Origin of the sequence: Methylophilus sp. 14 (genome assembly GCF_015354345.1) — a bacterium.
Classification (GTDB): Bacteria; Pseudomonadota; Gammaproteobacteria; order Burkholderiales; family Methylophilaceae; genus Methylophilus.
In genome coordinates this window covers 310,606-335,375 of the sequence record NZ_JADKYS010000001.1, presented here as the reverse complement: position 1 = coordinate 335,375, position 24,770 = coordinate 310,606, and the positions used below count along the sequence as shown (strand labels likewise).

At 47.5% G+C, this 24,770-nt stretch carries 22 protein-coding genes and 1 tRNA gene; 5 read left to right on the top strand and 18 right to left on the bottom strand.

All coding sequences use genetic code 11. From position 1 onward, the window contains the following. Positions 1 to 30 precede the first annotated feature (30 nt). From INP78_RS01765 to INP78_RS01735, 7 genes are all read right to left on the bottom strand, one after another. Positions 31 to 1,797 (bottom strand): monovalent cation:proton antiporter-2 (CPA2) family protein, encoded by a 1,767-nt coding sequence (locus INP78_RS01765; protein ID WP_194740495.1) that lies wholly within the window; start codon positions 1,795 to 1,797, stop codon positions 31 to 33. A 208-nt stretch (positions 1,798 to 2,005) separates the two neighbouring features. Continuing rightward, entirely contained in the window at positions 2,006 to 2,650 is a 645-nt protein-coding gene (locus INP78_RS01760) for a PEP-CTERM sorting domain-containing protein (protein WP_194740494.1), read from the bottom strand. 270 nt (positions 2,651 to 2,920) lie between these two features. Then, positions 2,921 to 4,081 carry a mechanosensitive ion channel protein MscS gene (locus INP78_RS01755; protein ID WP_194740493.1) on the bottom strand — a complete coding sequence of 387 codons (1,161 nt, stop codon included), beginning with the start codon at positions 4,079 to 4,081 and terminating at the stop codon, positions 2,921 to 2,923. A gap of 345 nt (positions 4,082 to 4,426) precedes the next feature. Then, positions 4,427 to 5,119: a PEP-CTERM sorting domain-containing protein gene (locus INP78_RS01750; RefSeq protein WP_194740492.1), complete on the bottom strand. Its 693-nt coding sequence runs from the start codon at positions 5,117 to 5,119 to the stop codon at positions 4,427 to 4,429. Positions 5,120 to 5,569: 450 nt separating this feature from the next. Next, entirely contained in the window at positions 5,570 to 6,043 is a 474-nt protein-coding gene (locus INP78_RS01745; RefSeq protein ID WP_194740491.1) for a hypothetical protein, read from the bottom strand. A 105-nt stretch (positions 6,044 to 6,148) separates the two neighbouring features. Beyond that, complete coding sequence (locus INP78_RS01740; RefSeq protein ID WP_194740490.1) at positions 6,149 to 7,147, bottom strand: alpha/beta fold hydrolase; 999 nt, start codon at positions 7,145 to 7,147, stop codon at positions 6,149 to 6,151. A gap of 669 nt (positions 7,148 to 7,816) precedes the next feature. Next, positions 7,817 to 8,671, bottom strand: a complete 855-nt coding sequence (locus INP78_RS01735; protein WP_194740489.1) for a PEP-CTERM sorting domain-containing protein — start codon at positions 8,669 to 8,671, stop codon at positions 7,817 to 7,819. A 523-nt stretch (positions 8,672 to 9,194) separates the two neighbouring features. Between INP78_RS01735 and INP78_RS01730 the strand changes: the two genes are divergently transcribed. Next, positions 9,195 to 9,356, top strand: a complete 162-nt coding sequence (locus INP78_RS01730) for a hypothetical protein (RefSeq protein ID WP_194740488.1) — start codon at positions 9,195 to 9,197, stop codon at positions 9,354 to 9,356. Between the two features lie 155 nt (positions 9,357 to 9,511). Here the strand turns inward: INP78_RS01730 and INP78_RS01725 are convergent, their stop codons facing one another. The 6 genes from INP78_RS01725 to ffh all read right to left on the bottom strand — a co-directional run bounded on the left by INP78_RS01725 (position 9,512) and on the right by ffh (position 14,856). Continuing rightward, complete coding sequence (locus INP78_RS01725) at positions 9,512 to 10,072, bottom strand: hypothetical protein (RefSeq protein ID WP_194740487.1); 561 nt, start codon at positions 10,070 to 10,072, stop codon at positions 9,512 to 9,514. A gap of 180 nt (positions 10,073 to 10,252) precedes the next feature. Next, positions 10,253 to 11,173, bottom strand: a complete 921-nt coding sequence (locus tag INP78_RS01720) for a hypothetical protein (RefSeq protein ID WP_194740486.1) — start codon at positions 11,171 to 11,173, stop codon at positions 10,253 to 10,255. A 44-nt stretch (positions 11,174 to 11,217) separates the two neighbouring features. Next, the gene (locus tag INP78_RS01715; RefSeq protein ID WP_194740485.1) at positions 11,218 to 12,240 is read right to left on the bottom strand and encodes an HNH endonuclease; all 1,023 of its coding nucleotides are present in this window, start codon (positions 12,238 to 12,240) and stop codon (positions 11,218 to 11,220) included. Positions 12,241 to 12,769: 529 nt separating this feature from the next. Then, on the bottom strand, positions 12,770 to 13,132 hold the full coding sequence (locus tag INP78_RS01710; protein ID WP_194740484.1) for a hypothetical protein: 363 nt from the start codon (positions 13,130 to 13,132) through the stop codon (positions 12,770 to 12,772). A 147-nt stretch (positions 13,133 to 13,279) separates the two neighbouring features. Further along, a tRNA-Lys gene (locus INP78_RS01705) sits at positions 13,280 to 13,355 on the bottom strand. Positions 13,356 to 13,494: 139 nt separating this feature from the next. After that, complete coding sequence (gene ffh, locus INP78_RS01700) at positions 13,495 to 14,856, bottom strand: signal recognition particle protein (protein ID WP_194740483.1); 1,362 nt, start codon at positions 14,854 to 14,856, stop codon at positions 13,495 to 13,497. Positions 14,857 to 14,997: 141 nt separating this feature from the next. On the opposite strand from ffh, the gene INP78_RS01695 reads away from it, so the two are divergent. Further along, on the top strand, positions 14,998 to 15,831 hold the full coding sequence (locus tag INP78_RS01695; protein ID WP_194740482.1) for an inner membrane protein YpjD: 834 nt from the start codon (positions 14,998 to 15,000) through the stop codon (positions 15,829 to 15,831). Between the two features lie 132 nt (positions 15,832 to 15,963). Continuing rightward, positions 15,964 to 17,073 (top strand): porin, encoded by a 1,110-nt coding sequence (locus INP78_RS01690; RefSeq protein WP_228522586.1) that lies wholly within the window; start codon positions 15,964 to 15,966, stop codon positions 17,071 to 17,073. Positions 17,074 to 17,084: 11 nt separating this feature from the next. Here the strand turns inward: INP78_RS01690 and INP78_RS01685 are convergent, their stop codons facing one another. The 4 genes from INP78_RS01685 to pssA all read right to left on the bottom strand — a co-directional run bounded on the left by INP78_RS01685 (position 17,085) and on the right by pssA (position 21,203). Beyond that, positions 17,085 to 17,753, bottom strand: coding sequence for an HAD family phosphatase (locus tag INP78_RS01685; RefSeq protein ID WP_194740481.1), 669 nt, complete (start codon positions 17,751 to 17,753; stop codon positions 17,085 to 17,087). Between the two features lie 26 nt (positions 17,754 to 17,779). After that, positions 17,780 to 18,673 (bottom strand): drug/metabolite exporter YedA, encoded by an 894-nt coding sequence (gene yedA, locus INP78_RS01680; RefSeq protein WP_194740480.1) that lies wholly within the window; start codon positions 18,671 to 18,673, stop codon positions 17,780 to 17,782. Between the two features lie 93 nt (positions 18,674 to 18,766). Next, positions 18,767 to 20,296 carry a 2-isopropylmalate synthase gene (locus INP78_RS01675; protein WP_194740479.1) on the bottom strand — a complete coding sequence of 510 codons (1,530 nt, stop codon included), beginning with the start codon at positions 20,294 to 20,296 and terminating at the stop codon, positions 18,767 to 18,769. A 118-nt stretch (positions 20,297 to 20,414) separates the two neighbouring features. Then, complete coding sequence (pssA, locus tag INP78_RS01670; protein WP_194740478.1) at positions 20,415 to 21,203, bottom strand: CDP-diacylglycerol--serine O-phosphatidyltransferase; 789 nt, start codon at positions 21,201 to 21,203, stop codon at positions 20,415 to 20,417. A 157-nt stretch (positions 21,204 to 21,360) separates the two neighbouring features. Here pssA and tgt point away from each other — a divergent pair, with 157 nt between their 5' ends. Beyond that, positions 21,361 to 22,587 carry a tRNA guanosine(34) transglycosylase Tgt gene (gene tgt, locus INP78_RS01665; protein WP_194740477.1) on the top strand — a complete coding sequence of 409 codons (1,227 nt, stop codon included), beginning with the start codon at positions 21,361 to 21,363 and terminating at the stop codon, positions 22,585 to 22,587. Positions 22,588 to 23,565: 978 nt separating this feature from the next. Here tgt and INP78_RS01660 read toward each other — a convergent pair. Beyond that, a complete protein-coding gene (locus INP78_RS01660; protein ID WP_228522585.1) occupies positions 23,566 to 24,213 on the bottom strand; it encodes a PEP-CTERM sorting domain-containing protein in 648 nt (215 codons plus the stop codon). 194 nt (positions 24,214 to 24,407) lie between these two features. Between INP78_RS01660 and yajC the strand changes: the two genes are divergently transcribed. Further along, complete coding sequence (gene yajC, locus INP78_RS01655) at positions 24,408 to 24,722, top strand: preprotein translocase subunit YajC (protein ID WP_194740476.1); 315 nt, start codon at positions 24,408 to 24,410, stop codon at positions 24,720 to 24,722. The last annotated feature ends 48 nt before the right edge of the window (positions 24,723 to 24,770 follow it).

Sequence of the window (24,770 nt, the reverse complement as noted above, 5' to 3'; positions counted from 1 at the left end):
AATACAGATACCCAGCCTGGCCTAAGCCGCTTAGCTTCCGGTATCCGGATGCTCAAGCTCCAGCAAGGTCTTGAGATCCTGCCGCCCTTGCTCCATCACGCTGGACAAGGCCTTGCGGTCATGGCGGATTTTGCGCGTGGCCTCCAGTTGCTCAATATCATGCTTTTCAAACTGCTTGATGATCTTGGCCGCCGCGCTAGCTGTTTCTCCGATTGCCAGCAACGCCTGCCGCGAAGCTTCTAATGAAGAATAAAACGTCTCGCGTACCGGCTGCAAATCCAGGTCACGCAAATCAAACGCATCGGTCCGACTGCGGGCGCGCACAACAATCTTGACCTGCGGCCAACGTTCTTTGACCAGTTTGGCCATTTCCAACGTCGCCGCTGCATCGTTCACCGCAATCACAAACAAACGTGCCTCGGCAATGCCTGCCTCTTCCAGCACATCCAGCCGTGAGGCATCGCCGTAATAGCAACGCCAGCCAAATTGGCGCGTTAAATCTACCTGGTTCGGGTCGTTATCAATCAACGTGGCGTTGATACCTCGAGCCATCAACACGCGGCCCACAATCTGCCCAAAACGGCCAAAGCCAGCAATGATGACTGCGTTATTTTCGGGAATGGCCTCTTTGGGCGGCTCACCGCATTGCAAGGCTAAAAAACGGTCATACAGCAACAGCAGCACTGGCGTGATCAACATGGAGACAGCGACAATCGCATTAAGAATATTGTAGGTTTCGCGTGAAATCGAAGCTTGCGTGAGCGCCACGCCAAAAATCACAAATGCAAATTCGCCGATTTGCGAGATAGCGACGCCGAATAATAATTTGTCACGCAAGGGGTAATGAAACATTCTGCCGAGCCCAACCAGCACCAGAAACTTCATCGCCACAATCAGCAAGGCAAAGCCAAAAATCAGTCCTGGCTGATTGGTGACTAAATCCAAATCTACCGTCATGCCGACCGAGATAAAAAACAAACCAAGCAACAAGCCTTTCACCGGCTCGATATCCAGACGCAACTCATAGCGGTACTCGGAATCAGCCAACAACACCCCGGCCAAAAAGGTCCCCAGCGCCATCGACAAACCTACCGACGCCATTGCCAGCGAAACGCCGATTACCAGCAATAACGAAAAAGCCACAAATACCTCGCGTATGCCGGTTTGCGCGACGATGCGCATGATGGGCCGCAAGATGGTTTTGCTCGCCAGGATAATGGCCAGAATCACCGCAATCGATTGCGTCACAGCCCACATATCAAAGCCCGATGCGCTCTTGTTAGGCGCGATAAACGCCAGCACCATAAACAATGGGATGACCGATAAATCCTGGAACAACAAGGTGGCAAATGCCGCCTGCCCGCCCGGCGTGCGCAACTGTTTTTTCTCAATCAAGGCGGTCAGCCCAATCGCCGTCGACGACATCGCCACGCCCATGCCAATAATCAGCGCCTCTGGCCATGAAAACCCAAGCAGGTGCGCCACCATGGTCACCAGCGCAATCGTCAGCGTCACCTGCAACCCGCCAAGGCCGAACAACAATTTGCGCAACTCCCACACCTTTTGCGATTCCAGCTCCAGCCCGATGAGGAATAACATCAACACCACGCCAAACTCGGCAAAATGCAGCATATGCTCAGGGTCGGCAATCAGCTTTAAGGCATAAGGGCCAATCAAAATGCCAGCAATCAGATAGCCCAGCACAGAGCCCAGGCCCAACCGCTTAAACAGGGGTACTAACAGGATGGCGGACGCGAGGTAGATCGCGGCTTGAACAAGAAAACTAGAGGAATCCATGGTGTACCTTTGCAATGACATGACGCTGCATGGATTGTAGCTAAAATGCCCGCAACACATATAGTGAGATCATCGATTGCATACACTTAAACTGTGATGAGCGACATCAATGATGCGAGGAGACAGTCCACGACACTCAGGTTGTGGACAGGCAATAAAAAAGTCACGCTGACAATATCAGCGTGACTTTTGTGCTACCGGGTAATGATTAAGCAACGTTTTTGCGGCGAACGACCAGGCCCATCAAACCAAGACCAGCCATCATCAATGCATAGCTGTCAGCCTCTGGCACAGCAGCAACGTTTGAAGACAGGAATTCGACTCGCAAACCAGTCGGGTTGCCAGCACCTTGTGCCTGATTAATCACCTCAAATGACAAGGTGTTGAGGCCAGCGACAAAGTGACCGGCAGAGGCTGAAAAGGTGCTCCATGATGAAAAGCCACTAGAAGTGCCAATCTGATTGCCGTTCAGGTAAACAACAGCAGTGTTATCGGCCGCAAACTGCGCATTAAAGCTGGCGGTCGCTGCGTTATAACCCGTCAAATCAAAAGTCATCGTCCAAGTGTAAAGGCCATCAGCGGAAGGATCCAATGACTCACCCTGGTTAGCCGTAGGTGTTAACCATGAAGAAGTAGCAGTATTCGCTAGCCAGTTGCCCGCAAGTGGAAAGGATCCATTTGCAGTCACATAACCATGTGCATCAACTGCGGTGGTTGTGCTTGATAATGCGTAGTTTGTATCTTGTGCGCCTGCTGCAAAGCTAGCGCCAGTATTGTATAAGCCAACAATATCAACCGCGTATGCGTTCACTGAGGCCAAACCCATTGCTGCAACTAAAACTAAACTTTTCATCGCTATCCCCTGTTTATTAATTAACATTTACCAACGTCTTATAAATCATAAATACCACATACGATAATTATTCTAGTGTAAAAGTATTATCGTGTCGTTAGCCTGTTTGGGTCAGGCTAATCCAAACAACCATTTAACCTCGGCATTGAGAAAAGAAAAACGGCTCACATGTCTGCAAGCCGTTTTTTTGTATGTTGGCAATGTGGCGGAGATCAAACCCACGACAAATGAATCATGTGTTTAACCTTCTCCACCATATAACACGCGCCATCAATGGCCTTTACCGCTAGGCAAAATATCCGTATTAAAACCAAACACCTTACCCGCCCAGAGAAACACCACCCACACCAGCACACCAAAGGGCAAATAGCCTGCAAAGCCCAATAATGGCATTTCAACATTAATATGAATCACGTTCACATAAGGGATGTCGTAGACCCAGTAATTCGGATTCGTGACAGGCAATGCCGGATGCGCGCTGCCATAGTTCCAAATCTCCCAGAAGAATCCATTAAATAATGAACTGAGCGCCATCAAAAGCACCGGGCTCCAATTGCCGTTGGCAACATCAGTAAATGGCGTCCAGATGCCACGCATCATCAAGATGCCAGCGATACCTATCAATGGCGCGATCCACATGGCCCAAAACAAAGGATAAGGCCAGAACGGCACGGCAGCAAACAACACAAAGCTCAGGTACAACATTGGCTTTGCTGGCAGCGCCAGCTCAGGGCCTTGGGCATATCGTCCTGCAATTTTTGGAAAAGCATTGAGCAAGGTATACCACTCAAAAATAGCTGGCCACACAGTGGAATAGGCAAAAATAAAAATCCACACAATCGTGGTATGGCTTAAACCTGGGATGCCTGTATTAGGGTAATACCAGTTACCCAAGGCAAAATAATCGAAATATTCAAAGAAATACCAGCCACCAATGGAGACAACCGCACTAATCAGAAATGTTTTAGGACGACTCGCAAACAGTGAGTAGCCATCAGAATAGCGGTATGCCAGACCATCAAGCACAAAGATAAATCCCCACCACATCGGCGTAAAAGCGTAATACACCAAATCACCAAACGGTGTGACGCGCGTCCACATCAACCACCAGAAAAACAATGTGACAACCGCCCCCACCCAAAACCACCAAGGCAATGCAAGCGGTGCAGGCCGCGGAGATGGCGCGGGCGGCTTAAAGCCAAACCATTGCGGAAATATTAAAAAAACAGCAAACGCGGCTTCAAGCAGCGCAACCCCAATAAAAACAATCAGATTAAACCCAGGCGGCTCTGCCACAAACTGTGGCGGAAAAACCCCGAACCCGGGCGGTAAATGCGTATCTGGATAAGCGAACCAGGATGCTACTAACGGAATCAGTAACATCGCCACAACGGTCATCACCAACGCAGAACGTGTTGAAGTTGAAAACATAGATACCCCTTTTGATTGACAAATTATTTGTGCTCAATCATGAGCTCTTATCAATATTGCATCGTCACCGCCAAATAGCGCGACCGTTTATTTTCATACATAAACACATCGGCCAAATGCATGAACTAAGGGATGTTTTCTGTCTCACCATCATAGGCATACCCTATAACGATTAAAGATCATCACCGCGGTGACATAGGAATTGCCTGCCTACGCCCCAAGACTTGTGAAACTTAAATCTGAACCACTGCTCAGTGTTGAGAAAAGAAAAACGGCTCGCATTTTTGCAAGCCGTCCTTTTGTATTTTGGTAGGGTGTGGGGGGGATCGAACCCTTGCAACCGACTTACAAAGCTTCTTTTTTCCTTTTTTGCGCAAAAGCAAGTAAACCGAACCCAGCTAACATCAAAGTAAAAGATTGAGGCTCAGGTACGGTTGTCAAAAAACTTCCAGAAAGTTTTACTGCTGTAGCGCCAAATGCATAGAAAGGATTGTCAAATGTCCAGCCACCTTGAGAGGGTGAGACCAGCACTGAAGTATCTCCGTATCCACCATATAGAGGAAGCCCTAAATGATCGCCAAAGTAGTACACAATATAATCACCTGCACCCAAGTCAAAAGGTGTAAAAGATGCATGAATATTATAATTATGACCTGTACCCGGCCCCAAGAAACGCTCCGTCTGAGTGTACTCACTGGTATTAAAGGTCTGCGAATAGACTAAGCTAAATGATGAAGCATCATAAAAAGCAACCGTAATATCAGATGGAATATCTACCGGCTCAGTTGTCGGATCCGTAGCAAACAGCCCTTTATAAAAATCTATGCTATTTATAGTTGCGGCTGAAGTAAGTGAAAATGACTCCCCAATATATTGCTCTTGATTAAACTCTCCAGTCCCAGGCTCCAAGCAGGTAGAACTAGAGCATACCGCACCAACAGCTTGAGTAGATCCATAAGATGCCGATTGATAAACCACACTGTCAGCATGCCCTACTTGCGCTGACAACAACATGCCAAGAACCAATATCCACTTCATCACCCTCTCCTCAAATAATTATTTAAATAGACTAGCTGAGAACTATTAATGCAGTTTTAACAATATTACATTGGTGATTAGGTGCAACTGATTCTCAATTGCATTCCACATCAATTAAATTTATGGAAATTATTTTATTAGCATTGAAAACTTGAACACGACCCCCTTAAGCACAATATACACACCGATTTCGCTTTCTCCCGCTTTCATGCCTCCTAGGTCGTTTGTCAATTTACCGCAAGACCGCGAACCTCACCGAATGCAACATCCCTTCCACAGTGGAATGCAGCATTACGGCTCTCGGTTCTACGCTGGTTGCACCTTTGGCTGCCATTCGTATCTGGTCAGAATCACACATGCATGAAGTACTCGCAGCGCAAGCCGCTTACGATCATGTGCAGGACGCAGAACCACAACCAAAGGTGCATAAAATCGTCTTTAAATAAACGCCTATTTGCCCTGCTTAAACGCAACCCATCCCAATATGGCGAACATCACCAGCGCAATCGTTTGAGTCGCGGCAAAAGTTGGCGCTGCTGGTGTTGGTGCAAGCAGAGCCAAAGCAGGTATTTTTGCTAACAATTGCGCAATTAGAACAAACACATTTAAGTACAACGCCAACACACCGGTTACAACAAATACTTTGCGCCAATGACCCGCAAGCCTCTTCACATAAAGCGCAATGCTGGCAGCGATTAACACAGCCAATGAAATACCCCCAATGATGTGGGACGGTAAAATATCTGTGAATGGAAAACCAAATCCCGTCACACTCGTCAGTATGGTTGTCAGCATGAAGGTGTGAATCCATCGGCTGTAATAATGTCCCGACATTAACCCACCAGCCATGACCAAGCCAGAAATGAGGCTAACCAAACTCAACACAACGTGAATGAGAACAAAAGTATTTGAAACGGTTGTCATGCCTACTCTCCCAAATGGTTGGCCATGTATTGCGCCGGTGAATAAAAATATTTCTTACGCTTGAAACACTTCAAAAACGTTGTTGGGCGCTGCGCTCTGCCGTGATTATTTAACTTTACGATCCAAGAAATCGTGCATCAATTTCTCAATCAGCTCACCATCCTCCTCCAGGGCAAAGTGACCCGTATCTAGCAAGTGAAGCTCAGCCTGTGGCAGATCGCGCAAATAGGGTGTAGCGCCCTCGCCAGGGAATATTTTGTCGTTCTTACCCCACACAATCAACATGGGTGGTTGATGCTGACGGAAATATTTCTGCCATGCTGGATACAAAGGCGGGTTGGTGCCATAACTATAAAATAACTCTAGCTGAATATCCTTATTGCCAGGGCGATCCAGATAAGCCTGATCAAGCATCCATGTATCCGGGCTCACATGATTTGCCGGATCGCGAAAACCCTCAGTATATTGCCACTTGGTGGCACCCAATTCCAACACCGGCCGCAGTTTTGCCGCATTGGCTTCAGATTTATCCTTCCAAAACGCTTTTACCGGATCCCAAAACGGATTATCGATGCCCTCAACATATGCATTACCATTTTGCACAACAATCGCACTAATCTTCTCAGGATGCGCAACAGCCAAGCGATAACCGATCGGTGCGCCATAATCCTGTACATACATGGCGTACTTGGTTAAGCCGATTTGTGTTGTGAATTTATCAACAACGGCAGCTAAATGATCAAAACTGTAGCTAAATTGATCCATGGCAGGCTGGTCACTCTGGCCGTAGCCAGGATAATCTGGCGCAATCACATGATAGCGATCGGCAAGTTTAGGTATCAAGTTTCTAAACATATGTGACGAAGTTGGAAAGCCATGCAGCAGCAACACTGTGGGCGCATTTTTAGGTCCCGCTTCCCTGTAGAAAATCTTCACACCATCCAAGGCCACCGTGTGATACGACACAACCGTTTCACTTTGTACAGATACGCTCGAAGCAGGCGCGGCGGAAGCCGCCAAGGGAGTCAATGCCAATGCCGAAACAACGGTACCTAACAGTATTGGTGTATGCATCATCAATTTTAAAGTGGCGTTTTTCATCATTAGTCCTTTATCAAAAAGTAAATTAAGCGATTCATCACATCTGTTCCGTTCACTATCGGAGTGGCTTAAATTTAACTGATTGATTAATTGTTGAGAATGCGTGCTGACTGCAATTGATTATTTCGAAAAACGAAATAATCCTGTAAAAATAGAGCGTTAAGGCGGGTAATGCAATCACGATACAGCCCTAAGGCTTCTATGGTCATGGAAAAGCAGCTCAATCAATCCACTGAACAGTCTTTACAGCACTGGGGTAGCTCACCGTCGTATCAGCCAGCCCTGCAATGGCAACATGCACGTCATGCAACTAAGAGAATTCAATGGCGAACCAGAGCCGAATACGCGGGCTACAGGCTCCGAAAAGCCTTCCCCAATCGCACCATCGTCACAGTGCTTGTATTTATTAAAAGCGCGCAGCAACCCAGACCAGCTTTCAACATAAGGCGCAACGCTTTCAAACAAAAAATGAATCGCCACTGACTCAAAATCCCGAAACACTGGAATTCTGAAAACCTGAAACTCAACTACGTTTTTGAAATTAGTGAAATGCCGGGAAACTGAATTCTGAAATGCCGTTCGGCTTTGAGAAAAGAAAAACGGCTCACATTTCTGCGAGCCGTCTTTTGTATCTTGATAGGGTGTGCGAGGATAGAACCCACGAAAAACGGATTATGAATTCAATCTTCCTCGTCTTTTAATCAAACTGATTAAGCCAAGTCCTGCCATCAACATTCCTAAACTTTCAGGCTCTGGTACAGCAGTGATTAAGCCTGGTGTGATTGCCCAGACATAATAGCTAGCCCAATCTTTTAAGAAAGAAAGTTGACGACCATGACGCGTGTCAAAATAGTAGTTTAAATTGCTATTGCTTAGAACTTCGGTACCAGTTACAAAACTAGGATTAAACCCAAAGCCGTCAGATTCGTTATCGAAAATATCAGTTTGTGGCATACCGGTCCCAGGGTAGAACACACCATCTAAAGTTTTAGTGCTCCTACCCCCAAGTTCATTGAAATAAAGTTCAGCTAACTCATTACCTGCAGTAGCGCCATTTCCTAGAACAATAGCGTCATAACTGCAAACTGGGAAACTAGCATCTGACGCACAATTAGAATTTTCCAGAGTCATGGCCTTCGGTAATTGCCAACGATTACTTCCACCATACTCAATACTATTCAGATAACTGACAAATGCCACTGCGCCATACCAACTAACAAATTCACCATCAAAATCATTTTGACTAATTGTATAGACTCCTGTCGGAGCAGAATCTGGATTTGGTAACGATGTGACTGTTGGGCTGGCAGCAATAATTGCATTCACTACATTGTCATATCCATTGGCAGCAATCATACTCCCAAGAAGATTGGCATCTTTGGTCCAAGTTACATCACTGATTGAGCTATACACCAAATCTTTGCCATCCGATGTGTAACTTGTGAGTGTCGCATTGGCATTAAGACTGAAAAAACCTAGTACAGAGGCTGCTATCAAACACGTTTTTAAATTGGTCAGTTGAGGCATTGGCAAATACTTTCTTATTAGTTAATTGTGCGTATCCGTATATTCAGTATTACAAGCAACATAAAGATTGTAACTTAGCATTTACACTCGCACTAGGTAGCCTGAAGGGTCATGATTAGCCCGAATGGGTAGATGAGATGTTTATTTTGAATTAGTGAGATGAATATTGGGGGGGGTTCCCAATCTACGTACTAGCCACTCTCGGCTGAATAAACCACAACTTCCCACGCCAAGCCAACATAACGGCCAACGATCTCACGTTTATCAGTCAGCCCTGATTGCTTGGCTATAGCCTAAGATGTGCGACTATGAGCAAAGTCTGAGGATGCAAGTGGGTTAGTTTAGACTACTCAATCTGAATGCGATTAGTGACAGTGCTATTATCTATCTATCCCCACACTACGCTAGGTAACTAATGTTAATTCCGATGTTCAGGCTACTAGCTCTCTTCTTTCTCTCAATCTATCTTTTATCAGCTCTGCTAAATAAATATTGGATCTATAAATCTCAATACAAACAAAGCATGAGTTTCTTGAACTTTTTATTTACACCTGATGGTGAGTTGAAAATGAAGCTAACTTCTGGCCAAAAGAAATTAAAGGCTTTTGTAGATATTGCAAAATATCTGATGTTTGCAATGTTAATTACGGAGTTAGTAGTTTCAGTAGCTTTAATGAGTCGTTAATTGCTTAAGCTAGTGAGCGACCAGTCAGAAAACTGAAAAATAGAGAAATGCTGAAATACTATTCAGTATCGAGAAAAGAAAAACGGCTCACATTTCTGCGAGCCGTCTTTTGTATTTTGGTAGGGTGTGCGGGGATCGAACCCACGACAAACAGATTAATTCACTTTCTTTCTACGTCTATGTAGCAATCCTATTAAACCTAAACCAGTTAAGGTCAAGATGTAAGCTTCTGCTTCAGGTACAGCACTTGTATTTATAGCAAAGGTAATCTTGCCCCCATTTGCACTCCAAAATATACCGTTCCAGTTTACATAAAGATTATGTGCATCAAAAAAGAACTCTGGATTGTCAACCAAAGCGGTATTACTGAGCAAGCGGAACGAGGAAAAAATATAATCTGGGGCATTAATCTTAAAACCATTGAAGGGGGCATCTAGCCAAGAGACCATCTCTGGACCCACGACAATAGGATAATTAACAACCAGGCTATTGCCAAGGATCGTAATCGTATTATAGGTTCCGGCGATATTTGAAATCGTCACCCCGTCTACCGGAACAAAATATGCCCCTTCTTCGTAAACAGTGTCAATATTCGGCACTATATAAGAATAATTAATTGTATGCCCCTCAAGTGAAGCATGAGCAAATGTAGCCGAGGTTAATAATGTCAGGAAGATAACAAAACTAAAAAAATTCGAAATTTCTCTAAACTTCATATACGCCTCCTCTAATAAATAAACGATTTAATTTAGTAGACTAGCACTAAACATCGAACTAGTTCATCAATATTTTCAGCTGCTAATTTTTTCTTTTGTACAAGCTTGATAGCAAAACCATGGGGCAAGACAAGTGATCTGCTCGCCGCTTGGCCGACCAATTTAAACTAGCCAGTTGGCTTAATCTTTGAGGATATCTTCAAGTGTTATCCAAGATTCAGGAGTACTGTGTTGTGGATTTGCACCATCGAAGAACTTCCAATTCAAATTAGTGTTAAACCTATGAATATGACTGGTAATTTCTACACCAGTAAACCAAAACCTCAAAAAATCTCCTACGGATAGCATATGCGAAGCAAATATAGTAATGCTAACCAATCTTAAATGTTGCTTGAGAAAGTCTCTACAAACATCTTGAGTTTCTGCCCAGATACTTGGCGAGGATTGCCATTCTTGAGGAATCTTAAGAAAAATAGTGCCCGGTCTATCCTTTGGAAGGTTGCGTTTAGTCGCTTGTTTTAAACTATGCAATATTCCTTTAGCGGAAAACTCCCCTGCCTCTAACTTGCATTTGGTATCTGCACATACTTGTGATGCAAATGGAGCATCGATTAACAAGTCAAAGCTTTCACCCTTAACAGTTGGAGTAACAAAATGGAAGCTTACATTTCTTGTCATTAAGAACTTTGCAACCTCTAACTCTGCATAACTAGACTCAATTTCACCCGAAGCAATCATATGAAGAATAGTATCAATATTCTTTTGCGGTGCTAAATTGATAAGGAACTCAGCTAAATTAATGACTTTACGCATAACAATGCCATCATTGATTTCATCCGCAACTCCTCTCCCAAAAAAACCATTTGGGGGCTCATCTAATATATGTTTCTCAATCCATTTAAAACCAAAATACCTCTCTAGAAGGGTTACAGCAACTAAATATTGCTCACTTCCCTCTAAGTCACCATCAAGATATTCGTCGGCAAACTTTTTCAAATCTTTATGCACCATCTCTTTTAATCGCCCAACGTTAACAATAGGCTTTTGATAGCCATGCTCCGTTTTATAAAAAAGTGGTTTTGTATCTCTAGCTTCAGCCATTGGGATCAAGAAATGTGGTTTTAATAACAAACATAACAGTAACACTAGCTTTTATAACTTAGAATCCGGTTTTTCTTAGGCAAAAGCATTTTATCGCTGATTATTTCGTTAGCTCTAAACATCTCATTTGGATTTCTAACATGAGTATTGTCATAATTGGTATTCAACTTAATTGCATTATCGACTAATGCAATCCGATTCCCACTGAAGGCTGGCAATCTCATTTTTGAAGAACCTGAGACTGAAATGGGGCCCTGATTGCTCTTGCCGATAACAACCATATACGACTGTTTGGTATAAGCAGAGAATAGGTGAAGTTTAACTATGACTAAGCTTTTAAGAACAGAATGTGAAAGAGTGTGCAATTCACTTGTTTTGTCAGAGTCGCTCTCAAATGAACCAAAAAAGTTAAATACATCAGTTCTATTTCCCAAAATCAAATCTCTGATATCGTTAATATCGGTTTGTAAATTCAGACTATTTGCCAATGCATAACTGTATGCCATCTTGATAAGTGTCATCGCAAACTCAAAGAAATCTATTTTGATAGAAACAGTAATTCCTCCGGCAGGCAGTTTATTAGTTACCCCAAGATCAACTAAAACCACTCGAAATGAGGTACAAATATCGTCGTTACGAATACCAGTATAAAAGCCCGCTCGATCAAATTTAGGTAAGTGAAATAACTGAGGAAAATCGCGACCGGTCACAGCTAAGTCTGGTTCAGCTATTGAAACAGTATTGTTACCTAATGCAACCAGAGGCAAAGAAGGCGACCCTCTTTTTTTATCTCGCTGTCTTTGTTTTTTGCGGCGCACCCCCAGAATAATGCGAGGGATCTGGAATGTACTTCTTATTGTTCTAACCTCGTACGTATTACTGGTAAGTGTTCGACAACTGGCACATACAGCATTTGGAAGTACATGAGTACCTCCAATACCTTCTGGAATAATATGCTCATCACTGAAGGGTTGAGGGTGCTTTTTCTCATCAAATTGCTCACGGCAATAAACACATAAAGTTTGTTGATTATAAATTTTAGGAGTCATTGAGCTTATTTGATTCATTTTGATTCCCTCTTGTCGAGCATGGCATTAAAAGAATTAGCGAAGCTTTACTTAATAAAGGCTTCTGCCAACGACCAAAGTCAACAGGCAATTATTGACTGAAAGTTTACCTTACTTAAAAATAAAAAGACCCAAGGCGCTAACCTTGAATCTCTCGTAGCAACTGCCCCACCTAACATTCGAGCCTGATAAAAGCATCAAGCAGCTTCCGCCTGTACAAATCCCAACTCCCACGCCAAGGCCAACATAACGGCCAACGATCTCAGTTGGGATTACCGTCGCATCAGTCAGCCGCCATTTGCCTGCCTATGACTCAAGACGTGCGTCTATGGGCAGGGTTTCGGGCTGCGAGCGGGCGAGTTTGGGGATGGCTTGAGGGTAACCAGCCTGAAAATGACAAAATCTGGGAATGCTGAAAAACTGAAATCTGAAACGCTGCTCAGTATCGAGAAAAGAAAAACGGCTCACATTTCTGCAAGCCGCCTTTTTATCTTGATTTAGCAGCCATAAGGCTACTTATGAGTCCAAGCTATTGACAGTCGGAAACATCTTTAATTCTTTTGTCGCCACCATAAGAAGCTGTTTTGCCAACATACAGCTTAGTTTTCGAACCAGAAGTATTATTGTCTATGTCAACAACATACTTAACATCATCAGCAACATAAAAAATTATTCGGTGCCCAGATTCTGTTTCACGTGCACTAACTATAGGCAAGATCCCAAAATCTTTTGTTTCCTCCCATTTAGGAGCGATACATTTAACAACATCCCCACTATTTTTTGAACTTGTATAAGTGCTTAATGGCCCTTTATCAACAACTTCTTTTGGTGTCATTGCAGCAATACAGCCACTAAGAAAAACAGTTGATGCAACTACTAATAATTTCTTCATTTGTATATTTTGTTTTTAATATTTATTTAAATATATCACGCCATTAGTTATGGATGAATAAAATTTTGAGAAGCTTTTGACTTAAGGTGGCTTTGATATTGAGAAAAGAAAAACGGCTCACATTTCTGCGAGCCGTCTTTTGTATTTTGGTAGGGTGTGCGGGGATCGAACCCACGACAAACGGATTAAAAGTCCGCTGCTCTACCAGCTGAGCTAACACCCCATCTGTTTCTTGTCTGCCGCTTTGTTTTGCGTCAAATTTGAAAGAACGCGATTATGGGGGATGAATTAAATTTGGTCAATGCTGTTTTGGCTTTTTTTGTATAAAAAGTTTATTTTTTTATTCATCCCCAATTTTCGCTTTACATTCCGGGGAATTTACCACCCATCATGCCGCCCATGCCTCGCATAAGTTTGGCCATGCCACCCTTGCTGAACATCTTCATCATCTTTTGGGTTTCTTCAAACTGATTGAGCAGGCGGTTCACTTCTTGCACCTGCACGCCACTACCGGCGGCAATGCGTTTTTTACGCGTGGCTTTAATCAGCTCAGGCTTGCGGCGCTCTTCGGGCGTCATGCTATTAATAATGCCTTCCAGGCGGCGCAGCGATTTATCTACGTCGTCAGTGTTGATTTTTTGCGCCATGCCGGAGATCTGGCTAGGCATTTTGTCCATGAGTGAGGCCATGCCGCCCATCTTTTGCATTTGCATCATTTGCGACTTAAAGTCTTCGAGGTCGAACTTGGCGCCGGACTTGATTTTGTCAGCGACTTTTTGCGCCTCAGCCATGTCGACCTTTTTATGCGCTTCCTCAATCAGGCTTAATACATCACCCATGCCCAAAATACGGCCCGCCATGCGGTCGGGGTGGAAAGGCTCCAGGCCATCGACCTTTTCGCTCACACCAATAAACTTGATCGGCTTGCCAGTGACATGGCGCACAGAGAGTGCGGCACCGCCACGCGCATCGCCGTCGAGCTTGGTGACGATCACGCCAGTGAGTGGCAGTGTCTCGCCAAACGCTTTGGCGGTATTGACGGCATCCTGGCCTTGCATGGCGTCGACCACGAACAAGGTTTCAGTCGGCTTGAGGTAAGCGTGCAGGTCTTTGATTTCGGCCATCATGGCTTCATCAATGGCCAAACGACCGGCCGTATCAAAGATCACTACATCATAGTAACTCTTTCTGGCTTGCTCCATCACCTGAGCGGCGATGTCTAACGGCTTTTGCTGCGGATTGCTGTCAAAGCAGTCAATCTCCAATTGCTTAGCAAGGGTTTGCAACTGCGTGATCGCTGCCGGACGGTAAACGTCGGCACTGGCGAGCAATACTTTTTTCTTTTGCTCTTTGAGCAATTTGGCCAGCTTGCCTGAGGTGGTGGTTTTACCCGCCCCTTGCAAACCTGCCATCAAAATCACCACCGGCGGCACGGCAGCCAGGTTGAGGCCTTCGTTGGCCTTGCCCATGAGCGCAGTGAGCTCTTCGTTCACCACTTCAATCACGGCCTGGCCTGGCGTTAAGCTCTGCAATACGTCGCGGCCATTGGCGCGCTCTTTCACGCGGGCGATAAAATCTTTAACAACTGGCAGAGCAACATCAGCCTCCAGCAAAGCCATACGCACTTCGCGCATGGCATCGGCAATGTTGTCTTCGGTCAGTCGCGCCTGGCCGCGCAGGTTTTTAATCACGCCCTGTAAGCGGCCGGTCAGGTTTTCCAGCATGGAATGCCTTTCTTTCACAATTCATGAATATGCAATGCCTACGATTTTACCTCATGCCAGCCCAAGCCAAAAATAAACTATTGGCTAACGTGATGTGGTCAGCCGTTAGCACGCTGGTCGAATGCAGCGAGTTTTGCCATAATGCCAGGCATGACTCAACACCTGCTTCCTTATCTGATTGTGGCTTTTGTTTATATGGCCGTGGCGCTGGATTACTGGCGCATCGCCAAACAGGACAAAGCGATCAATGAACATGCCTTCCCGTTTCAGTTACACAGCGCCATGGTGGCGTTGGGTTTGGTGATGCATGGCGGGTTGTTGTATCGAGATATTTTTGCCATCGGCTCACTGAACCTTGGCGTGTATTACGCGCTCTCGGCTATTTTATGGCTCACGGTGCTGATTTACTGGCTGGCAGACCTAAAGCACTCTTTACGCAGCCTGCAAGCGTTTGTGTTGCCGCCTGCAGCCTTATTCGTGCTGATGCCGGGCTTTGCGGTCAAAGACTACTATGTAGACACGCACGGCTTCACGTTATTTAACCTGCACATCCTTATCGCCATGGTGGCATATAGCCTGTTTACCTTTGCTGCCTTGCACGCGTGCCTGATGCGCATGGCCGAGCGTGCGCTGCACAAGAAGAACAGCTGGATGGGCTTACCTGATTTCCCGCCACTCATGGTGCTGGATGCCCTGCTGTTTAAAGTGCTGCATGTTGGCTTTGTGTTGCTGACCATTACGCTGATTAGCGGCATGCTGTTTAGCGAAGAAATCTTCGGTAAACCGCTACAGTTTAATCATAAAACCGTTTTCTCGATTGCCTCATGGCTGATTTACGCCTGGCTGCTGTTTGGCCGCTTTAAATATGGCTGGCGCGGCAAAGTGGCCACGCGCTGGACGCTACTGGGCTTTGTTTTATTGTTGCTGGCCTATATCGGCAGCCGCTTTGTGCTGCACGTAGTATTGGGCCGTTAATACACGTCTGCCGAACTGCCCTGCTTTCCCCTTGCTTTCTGACACAATCACAGGCGCTTTTTTGCGTTATGTTTATGTGATTGATAGGTGCAGCGCTTTAACCTGCTGACACCCTTTGTTTGGATGCTCAGCATGAAACCCTCTTTATTATGGATGACGCCTTTATTCAGCCTGGCTTTGATAGCACAGGCTGAAGAAGCACCAACGCCTGCCAGCAAAAATCCTGATAGCAATAATTTGGTCCAGCTTAGCGCTTATTTTGAAAGCTACCTGATACACGACTTTAACCACCCAGCCAATGACAGGCGGCCAGACTTTGTCTATAGCCATAATGTCACCGACAGCCCCAGCATCAACCTGGCGATGTTCAAAGCTGCATTATCGACTGACCGCGTGCGCGGCAACCTGGCACTGGGCGCAGGCACCTATATGCGCGCCAACTATGCCGCCGAGCCGCGTGGTTTGCGCAACATATATGAAGCCAACCTGGGCCTTAAACTCTCTGGCGATCACGATCTATGGCTGGATATCGGCGTGATGCCGTCACATATCGGCTTTGAGAGTGCCGTAGGTATTGATAACTGGACGCTGACACGCAGCCTGATGGCGGATAACTCACCTTATTTCGAAACCGGTGCCAAACTGAGTTACACCACGCCGGACGGCAAATGGCTGGTCAGCGGCCTGCTACTCACTGGCTGGCAACGCATTCATCGCCCGGATGGCAATACCACACCCGCCATCGGCCACCAATTGACTTACAAGCCCAACGACAAGCTCACCATTAATAGCAGCTCGTTTATTGGCAATGACAAATCAGACGCGCAACGGCAGATGCGCTATTTTCATGATTTTTATGTGCAATGGCAGCTGAATGAACAATGGGGATTGATCACGGCGTTTGATATCGGCGCCGAGCAAGCCGCGCCTGACAGTGATCGTTACAACGTCTGGTTTAGCCCGAATATGGTGCTGCGCTACAGCTACTCAGAGCGGCTACAATTTGCCGCACGGCTAGAGCACTACCGGGACAAGCACGGCGTGATTATTAGCTCAGGCACTGAGCATGGCTTTCAGACCACAGGTTATTCTGTGAATATGGATTACCGGCTCAACCCGCGTATGGTATGGCGCAACGAGTTACGCCAGTTGAATAGCCGCGATGCCATTTTTGATAAAAACAGCGCACGGCAAGTGGACAACAACCTGATGGCCGTGACAGCCCTGACCATCAGCTTTTAAAACAGCTAAGCTTAACGCAGGCTGATCACAGGCCAACCCTGCGCAGTGGCATAGGCGGTCAGCGTCGGGTCTGCATCCACCGCCACCGGGTTGGTGACCAGCTTCATCAATGGCAAGTCGTTGTGTGAGTCGCTATAGAAATAACTGGTGTCAAAATCCGCCAAGTTTTGGCCACGCGCGGCCAGCCACTCATTGAGGCGCGTCACTTTGCCTTGCTGGAAGCTAGGCGTGCCACTCACACCACCGGTAAATTGGCCGTCGACCATTTCGGGGTCGGTGCCTATGAGGTGCTCAATGCCATAAGCGGTAGCAATCGGCTTGGTGACAAAACTATTCGTCGCCGTAATCACCATGCATAAATCGCCATTGGCCTTGTGCTGATTAACCAGGTCTTGCGCCTTTTGCGTCATCATGGGGCGGATCACGTTGGTCATGTATTTGGTATGCAAGTCATCCAAAAATGCTTTTGGATGCTGAGACAAGGGTTGCAACTGAAACTTGAGGAAAGCATAAATATCCAGGCAGCCGTTTTTATAATCCTCATAAAACTGCTCGTTGCGTGCTTTGTGCTGCTCGGCATCGAGCAATCCTTCACCAATCAGGAACACGCTCCAGTTATAGTCACTATCACCGGCCAGCAGGGTGTTGTCCAAATCAAATAACGCCAGGTTTTGCTTCATACAATTTAAGTTTCTTTAATGATTAACTAAACAATTTGTTCGTCAGGCACCGCTTCTTTGGTCGCGGTCAGCACCAGGAACACACCGACCAGAATCACGGCCAGCGCAATATATTCCATCAGGTGAATCTGCTCATCGGCAAACCAGACGCCCACCACAAAAGCGACGATAGGATTAACAAAGGTATTGCTGCTGGCGACCATGGGCCGCACATGATGCAGCAGCCAGTGATAGGCCGAGAATGCCACCATGGAACCGAGCACAATGAGGAAAGCAATCGCCGCCCATGAGCGCGCCGTGACCTGCACCGGCCAATGTTCGCCAAACACCACACTAAACACCAGTGCGATCAGGCCACCGCACAACATCTGGCTGGCCGCGCCCATCAGGCCTTGCGGCATGGCCATATGCTTGCTCCAGACAGAACCCAGCGACCACGAAGCCGCCGCAAACATCAGCAAACCGGCACTCAGCCAGTCGCCTTGCAGGCTACCACGCGTATTCAATAACAAAATGCCGACCAGGCCAATGGCAATACCCAGCCATTCACGGCGGCTGATTTTGTGCCCCCACGCGCTAGAGAAAATCGCCATCCAGATCGGTGCCGTGGCAATCGCCAATGCAGCCACGCTAGACGACACATGTAACTGCACATGCGACACCGTGCCGTTACCCAATACCGGCAGCAACAGGCCAACCCAGGCCGCACCGCGCCATTGCACACGCGTAGGCGCGGTATGCCCTGTGGCACGCAAGATCAGGTATAGCAACGATCCGGCAACCGTGAATCGGATGCCCACCATGGCAAACGGGGGAAAACTCTCAATCGCGTACTTAATCGCCAGGTAAGTGGAACCCCAAATAAAGTAGGTACAGGTCAACGCAGCGATCACCAGCAACCAATGATTTCTTTGCGTCATTATGACCTATCCAGCCTTTCGTCCACAATGAGATTCAATACAAAAAGAAAACGCCTGCCACCCATCAGCAGCAAGCGTTGATTCAGAACATGCTTACACCTGCGGGTTCAATTTTTCCGCTTTGGCATACAGCTTGTTCAGGCCATTTAAATAGGCTTTGGCCGAAGCCACCACAATGTCGGTATCCGCGCCCTGGCCATTGACGATACGGCCACCCTTGGACAAACGCACCGTGACTTCACCCTGCGCATCCGTGCCGCTGGTGATGTTATTCACGGAGTACAGCAACAGCTCAGCATCACTACCCACCACATTTTCAATCGCCTTAAAGGTGGCATCGACCGGGCCACCGCCATCTGCTTCTGTACGCTGCTCAGCGCCATCGACACTCAAGGTTAAAATTGCATGCGGAATTTCACCCGTTTGCGATGCCACTTGCAGGTAAGACAACTTGAACAGTTCACGCTCCTGCACCACTTCATCACTCACCAGCGCGTGTAAATCTTCGTCAAAAATCTCAGATTTTTTATCGGCCAGCTCTTTAAAGCGCGCAAATGCAGCATTTAAGGCATCTTCACTTTCCAGCTCGATGCCCAACTCTTTCAAACGCGTGCGGAAAGCATTGCGGCCAGACAGCTTGCCCAAAGTGAGTTTATTGGCACCCCAGCCCACATCTTCGGCACGCATAATCTCGTACGTTTCGCGGTGCTTGAGCACGCCATCCTGATGGATGCCGGACTCATGCGCAAACGCGTTGGCACCAACAATCGCCTTATTCGGCTGCACTGGATAACCCGTAATGGTAGACACCAGTTTGGAAGCAGGCACGATTTGCGTGGTGTCAATACGGGTACTCAGGTTGAAAATATCGTTACGGGTTTTAATCGCCATGACGATTTCCTCCAGGCTTGCGTTACCAGCACGCTCACCCAGGCCATTGATGGTGCATTCCACCTGGCGTGCGCCGTTCATGACGGCAGACAGCGAGTTGGCCACCGCCATGCCAAGGTCATTGTGGCAATGGGTAGACCACACCACTTTGTCGGCGCCCTTGACGCGTTTGAGCAAAATGGCAAACCGCTCGCCCCACACTTCAGGGATACTGTAACCCACGGTATCCGGCACGTTGATGGTTTTGGCACCGGCCTCAATCACGGCTTCAAATACACGCACCAGGAAATCAATCTCAGAACGCACCGCATCTTCGGCTGAAAATTCCACATCTTCAGTATATTCACGCGCCCACTTCACCGCTTGCACCGCGCGCTCGACCACCTGGTCTTCGCTCATGCGCAGTTTGTTTTCCATATGAATTTTGCTGGTGGCAATAAAGGTATGGATACGGCCTTTAGCCGCATGTTTGATCGCTTCACCGGCACGGCGCACGTCGTTTTCACTGGCACGCGCCAATGAACACACGGTAGAGGTTTTGATCACTTTGGCGATCTCGGAAATCGCCTCAAAATCACCCGGGCTAGCTGCAGCAAACCCTGCTTCAATCACATCTACGCCCAGCTTTTCCAGCTGGCGCGCAATGCGGATTTTTTCTTCTTTGGTCATCGCCGCGCCCGGGCTTTGTTCACCGTCGCGCAACGTGGTATCAAAAATAATAATTTGTTCCATGAATTTTCCTAATGCTAACAGGCCAATTTTACTCGCTTGTCCTAAAAATGACCACACGCGGGATATAGGCATAAAAAAACGCGCCGACAAGCGCGTTTTTATCAATGCATCTGATGTCTTAAGCCGTGTTTTTTGCCGCCAGGCGTTCGCGCGCCCACATGTAATAGCCAGACAAGGCATAGACAAACACCACGCTAAACAACACTTCTGGCGGGCTGTATGAAATCAGCACAAAGGCTAACACCACCGCCAAAATCGCCACAAACGGCACCGAATGCTTGAGGTTGATATCTTTGCCGCTATAAAACTTGAGGTCAGACACCATAGAACCGGCGGCAAACACCGTAATCGCCCACGCAATCCACTTCATCTGCAACACGCCAAAAAAGATTTCGCGGCCATCGACATTGTATTCGTAAGATACCCAGACAAACCCCGCCAGCAAGGCCGCCGCCGCCGGACTAGGCAAGCCCTGGAAGAAGCGCTTGTCCTGGAACGGGTCATCCAGCTTGGTATTAAAGCGCGCCAGGCGTAAAGCCGCGCAAGCGCAGTAGATAAAGGCAGCAATCCAGCCCAGCTTGTTCATCGGCTGCAAGGCCCACACATACATAATGAGCGCAGGCGCAACGCCAAACGACACCATGTCAGCCAGGCTGTCATACTCGGCACCAAATGCACTCTGGGTATTGGTCATACGCGCCACGCGGCCATCCAGGCCATCCATCACCATGGCAATAAAAATCGCAATCGCTGACTGCTCAAAATGCAAATTCATCGCCTGCACAATGGCGTAAAAACCACCAAACAGTGAAGCAGACGTGAACAAATTAGGCAGCAGGTAAATGCCTCGCTGGCGCAGACTGGTATGCTGTTCGCGTCGTGACAGGCGGTTTTGCGGATCAACCATAAGGGACTTTTTCAGAATTGCGGAATACCAGCATTGTTGCGGGCAATCACAAAAAATGCAAGCGCATCCAGCGATTGCAGCGGCCTGCGCAGCATCAGAAGCAGGCCTTGTAGCTGTGGTAAAATGTCTGTTTATTTCAGCCAGTTATCGCACGTTCATGCAGTTTTCTTTACACAATACCGACGGCCTCGCCAGACGCGGCACCGTCAGCCTGCCTCACGGTGAGGTACAAACCCCGGCCTTTATGCCTGTTGGCACTTACGGCACGGTCAAAGCCATGTCACCGCAAGAACTCAACGACATCCAGGCACACATCGTCCTCGGCAACACCTTCCATTTGTGGTTACGCCCCGGGTTGGAAGTGGTCGCCGCGCATGAAGGCCTGCACAAGTTTATGGGCTGGGAAAAACCCATCCTCACCGACTCCGGCGGTTTCCAGGTCTGGAGCCTGGGCGAATTGCGCAAGATCACCGAAGAGGGAGTTAAATTCCAGTCCCCGATCAATGGTGACCGCTGCTTCCTAACACCAGAAGAATCCATGCGTATCCAGCGCGTGCTCAACAGTGACATCGTCATGATTTTTGATGAATGCACGCCCTACCCGGCCAGCCACGATGAGGCGCGCAAATCGATGGAACTCAGCCAGCGCTGGGCGCAACGCAGCCGTGATGCATTTAATGTGTACCAAAGCCATTCAATCTCACAAGCGATGGCCCTGCAAGGCGGCGAGGATGAGGTGAGGAAGCTAGTACATGAAGTACAGCAACGAACCGAAGACGACGCCAACGCCGCAGGGGCGAGCATTGGCCAGAATGCATTGTTTGGCATTATCCAGGGCGGCATGTACGAAGACCTGCGCGATATTTCGCGCCAGGGCCTGGAAGCCATCGGCTTCGACGGCTACGCCATTGGTGGCCTGTCAGTCGGCGAGCCCAAAGAAGACATGTTGCGGATTTTGGCGCACACCGCACCACAAATGCCTAAAGACAAACCGCGTTATTTAATGGGCGTCGGTACGCCGGAAGACCTGGTCGACGCCGTCAGCTACGGCATTGATATGTTTGACTGCGTCATGCCTACGCGCAACGCCCGTAATGGCTGGCTGTTCACGCAATATGGTGATGTCAAAATCAAGAATGCCAGTTATAAAACAGACACCCGCCCACTGGATGCTGACTGTGAATGCTACACCTGCCAGAACTTTAGCCGCGCCTACCTGCACCATTTGTACCGCATTGGCGAGATTCTGGGCGCGCGTTTAAACACCATTCATAACCTGCATTATTACCAGGTGTTGATGCAAGGCATACGAGCGGCGATTGAAGAGAATCGTTTTGAGGCGTTTAAGGCGGAGTTTGCTCGTAAACGGGCGGAGAAACGTTAAGTCAATATTGATTGCAATTTGAACTGCTATTTTCGCCTCTAGGCGAGTCACTTTCTGATGCTTGCCCCTCAGAAAGTAACCAAAGAAGAGGGCACCCAGCCATCACGGCCTGACGGCTTCCTTGCGTTGCTCAACTTAGGACTTTCGTCCGATGCTTTGCTGGACTTAGGCATAAGCCGGTCACGAAACTCATCCTAGCGGGCTGCACACCCCGCAGCCCACCGCGGGATTCGGACAGTCGCTCCCTCTTCTCTTATTTTGTCTCCGCTACTCAGCGTGATGGGATGGGATGGGATGGGATGGGATTTGTCTCGCCAAACTGACATCGCCTAAATTTGGACAGTTCAAAAAAGTAATTCTTTGTCTTATAACCATCGACGGTTGCAGTCGCATGGTGTTCGGGGTCCCCATCTGCCGCGCCGAGCAACGCAGGCTTGGCGGGGGATTTCGGCAATCAACTGTTTGAGTCCCGCAACAAGCCACGTCCTGTGTGGCTTGTCAGGACGAGTTTTTGATTGACGCCCGACAAGTCGAGTAGCGCAGGGAACAAGCGGAAGCTGGGGTGCACTTTCTTTTGGTTACTTGTTCTTTGTGCAAGCAAAGAAAAGTAACTCGCCGTAAGGGCGAAACAAGCACTCACAAAATATCGTTACGTTCGGAAAGCGAGGTAACTCGCTGAAAAAGCGAAAAGCAATCGTCCAACGAATAATCAGTTTCGAGAAATCACCCTGCCTGGATTCCGGCCTGTGCCGGAATGACGAAAGACGCGGTAACACAAAAAAATAAACCATCCGCGTAGGCAGCCATGCCCAACTAACCAAAGAACAACCTTTTATTACAATCACCCCACCCCTGCATCACGAAACTAGAGCCGAAATTAACTACTGCACCCTCACCATCAACTCTCGATAAAAAAGCCAGCACGCAAACAGGTGCTGGCTTTTAAAGGTTGATTAACATCACCAACCAAAGTGCAAATCAGGCTTTTTTGCGTAAACGCAACCAAACAGGAATCAGCCCGGCGGCAAACAAAGCCATAGACTCAGGTTCGGGGACCATGGTTGCCGTACGGAAAACAACTTCACCCAACCCCGGTTGGGCACCGCCATCGGTGGTCAGAATCTCCATGTGCACATATCGGGTGGAAACATCGCCGAAAGTAAATGCCTGACCAGGATCTGCCGACGTGTAATTAGACCCTACCGCATTAAACCCGCCCAGCAATCCGCTATTGCCATTGCTAAAATCATTGTCATTATCAGCATACAAGTTAAATTGCAGCACAGACCCGGTATTGGCGGTCGCCCATAATCCAATGGCATCAATATTGTAGACGGCCCCGAGGTCATAGCTAAAGCTGCCGTAAGGGCCGACACTGAAGCCGGAATTTAACGCAGCCAGTCCATCATGTGTGGTGCTGGCGACAAAGCTGTCAAAATCGGTGACACCTGCGACATAACTAGCGGATAACCCTGACTGATTGATTTGATTAACCAAGGCATACGAACCGCCAAAGTCAGGATTAGAGGCGCTAATTGCCGTTGCCTGCACAATCACCCCAGCTTGCGCCACTTGGCACGAAATGGCTAAAGTGACTGCTGCGATACATTTTATGTAACTTTGCATATGCTTCTCCAATATGAAAAATGTTGTGATCAAATACCTGGATGCTAAACAATCCAGGCGAACAAATATTAAAATATCTTTACAATTAACAGTCAAGTCTTTATTGCGATGCGGGCAGGCGGACGGCTGGTGACAGATTAAGAAGGCTCTATGATAGAATCATGCGTTATTTTCAGTATGACCTAGGAATAGATATGTTTATCAGCAACGCTTACGCAGCTGCCGCGCCAGCTACCGACATCATGAGCTTTTTGCCCATGGTGGTGATTTTTGTCTTGTTTTACTTTATGTTGATCCGCCCACAGGTCAAACAGGCAAAACAGCATAAGTCCATGCTGGAAACCCTGAAAGCGGGCGATGAAGTGGCCACCACCGGTGGCATCGTCGGCAAGGTAACCAAAGTGAGCGAGAACTTTGTCAGCATTGAAATTGCAGCCAATACAGTAGTCAATGTGCAGAAACATACGGTACAAACACTGTTGCCACCTGGCACCCTGAAATCCATTTAATCCTAACCACAAGACGCACGCGTCTTTCATTCCGACCAAGAGTTTCTT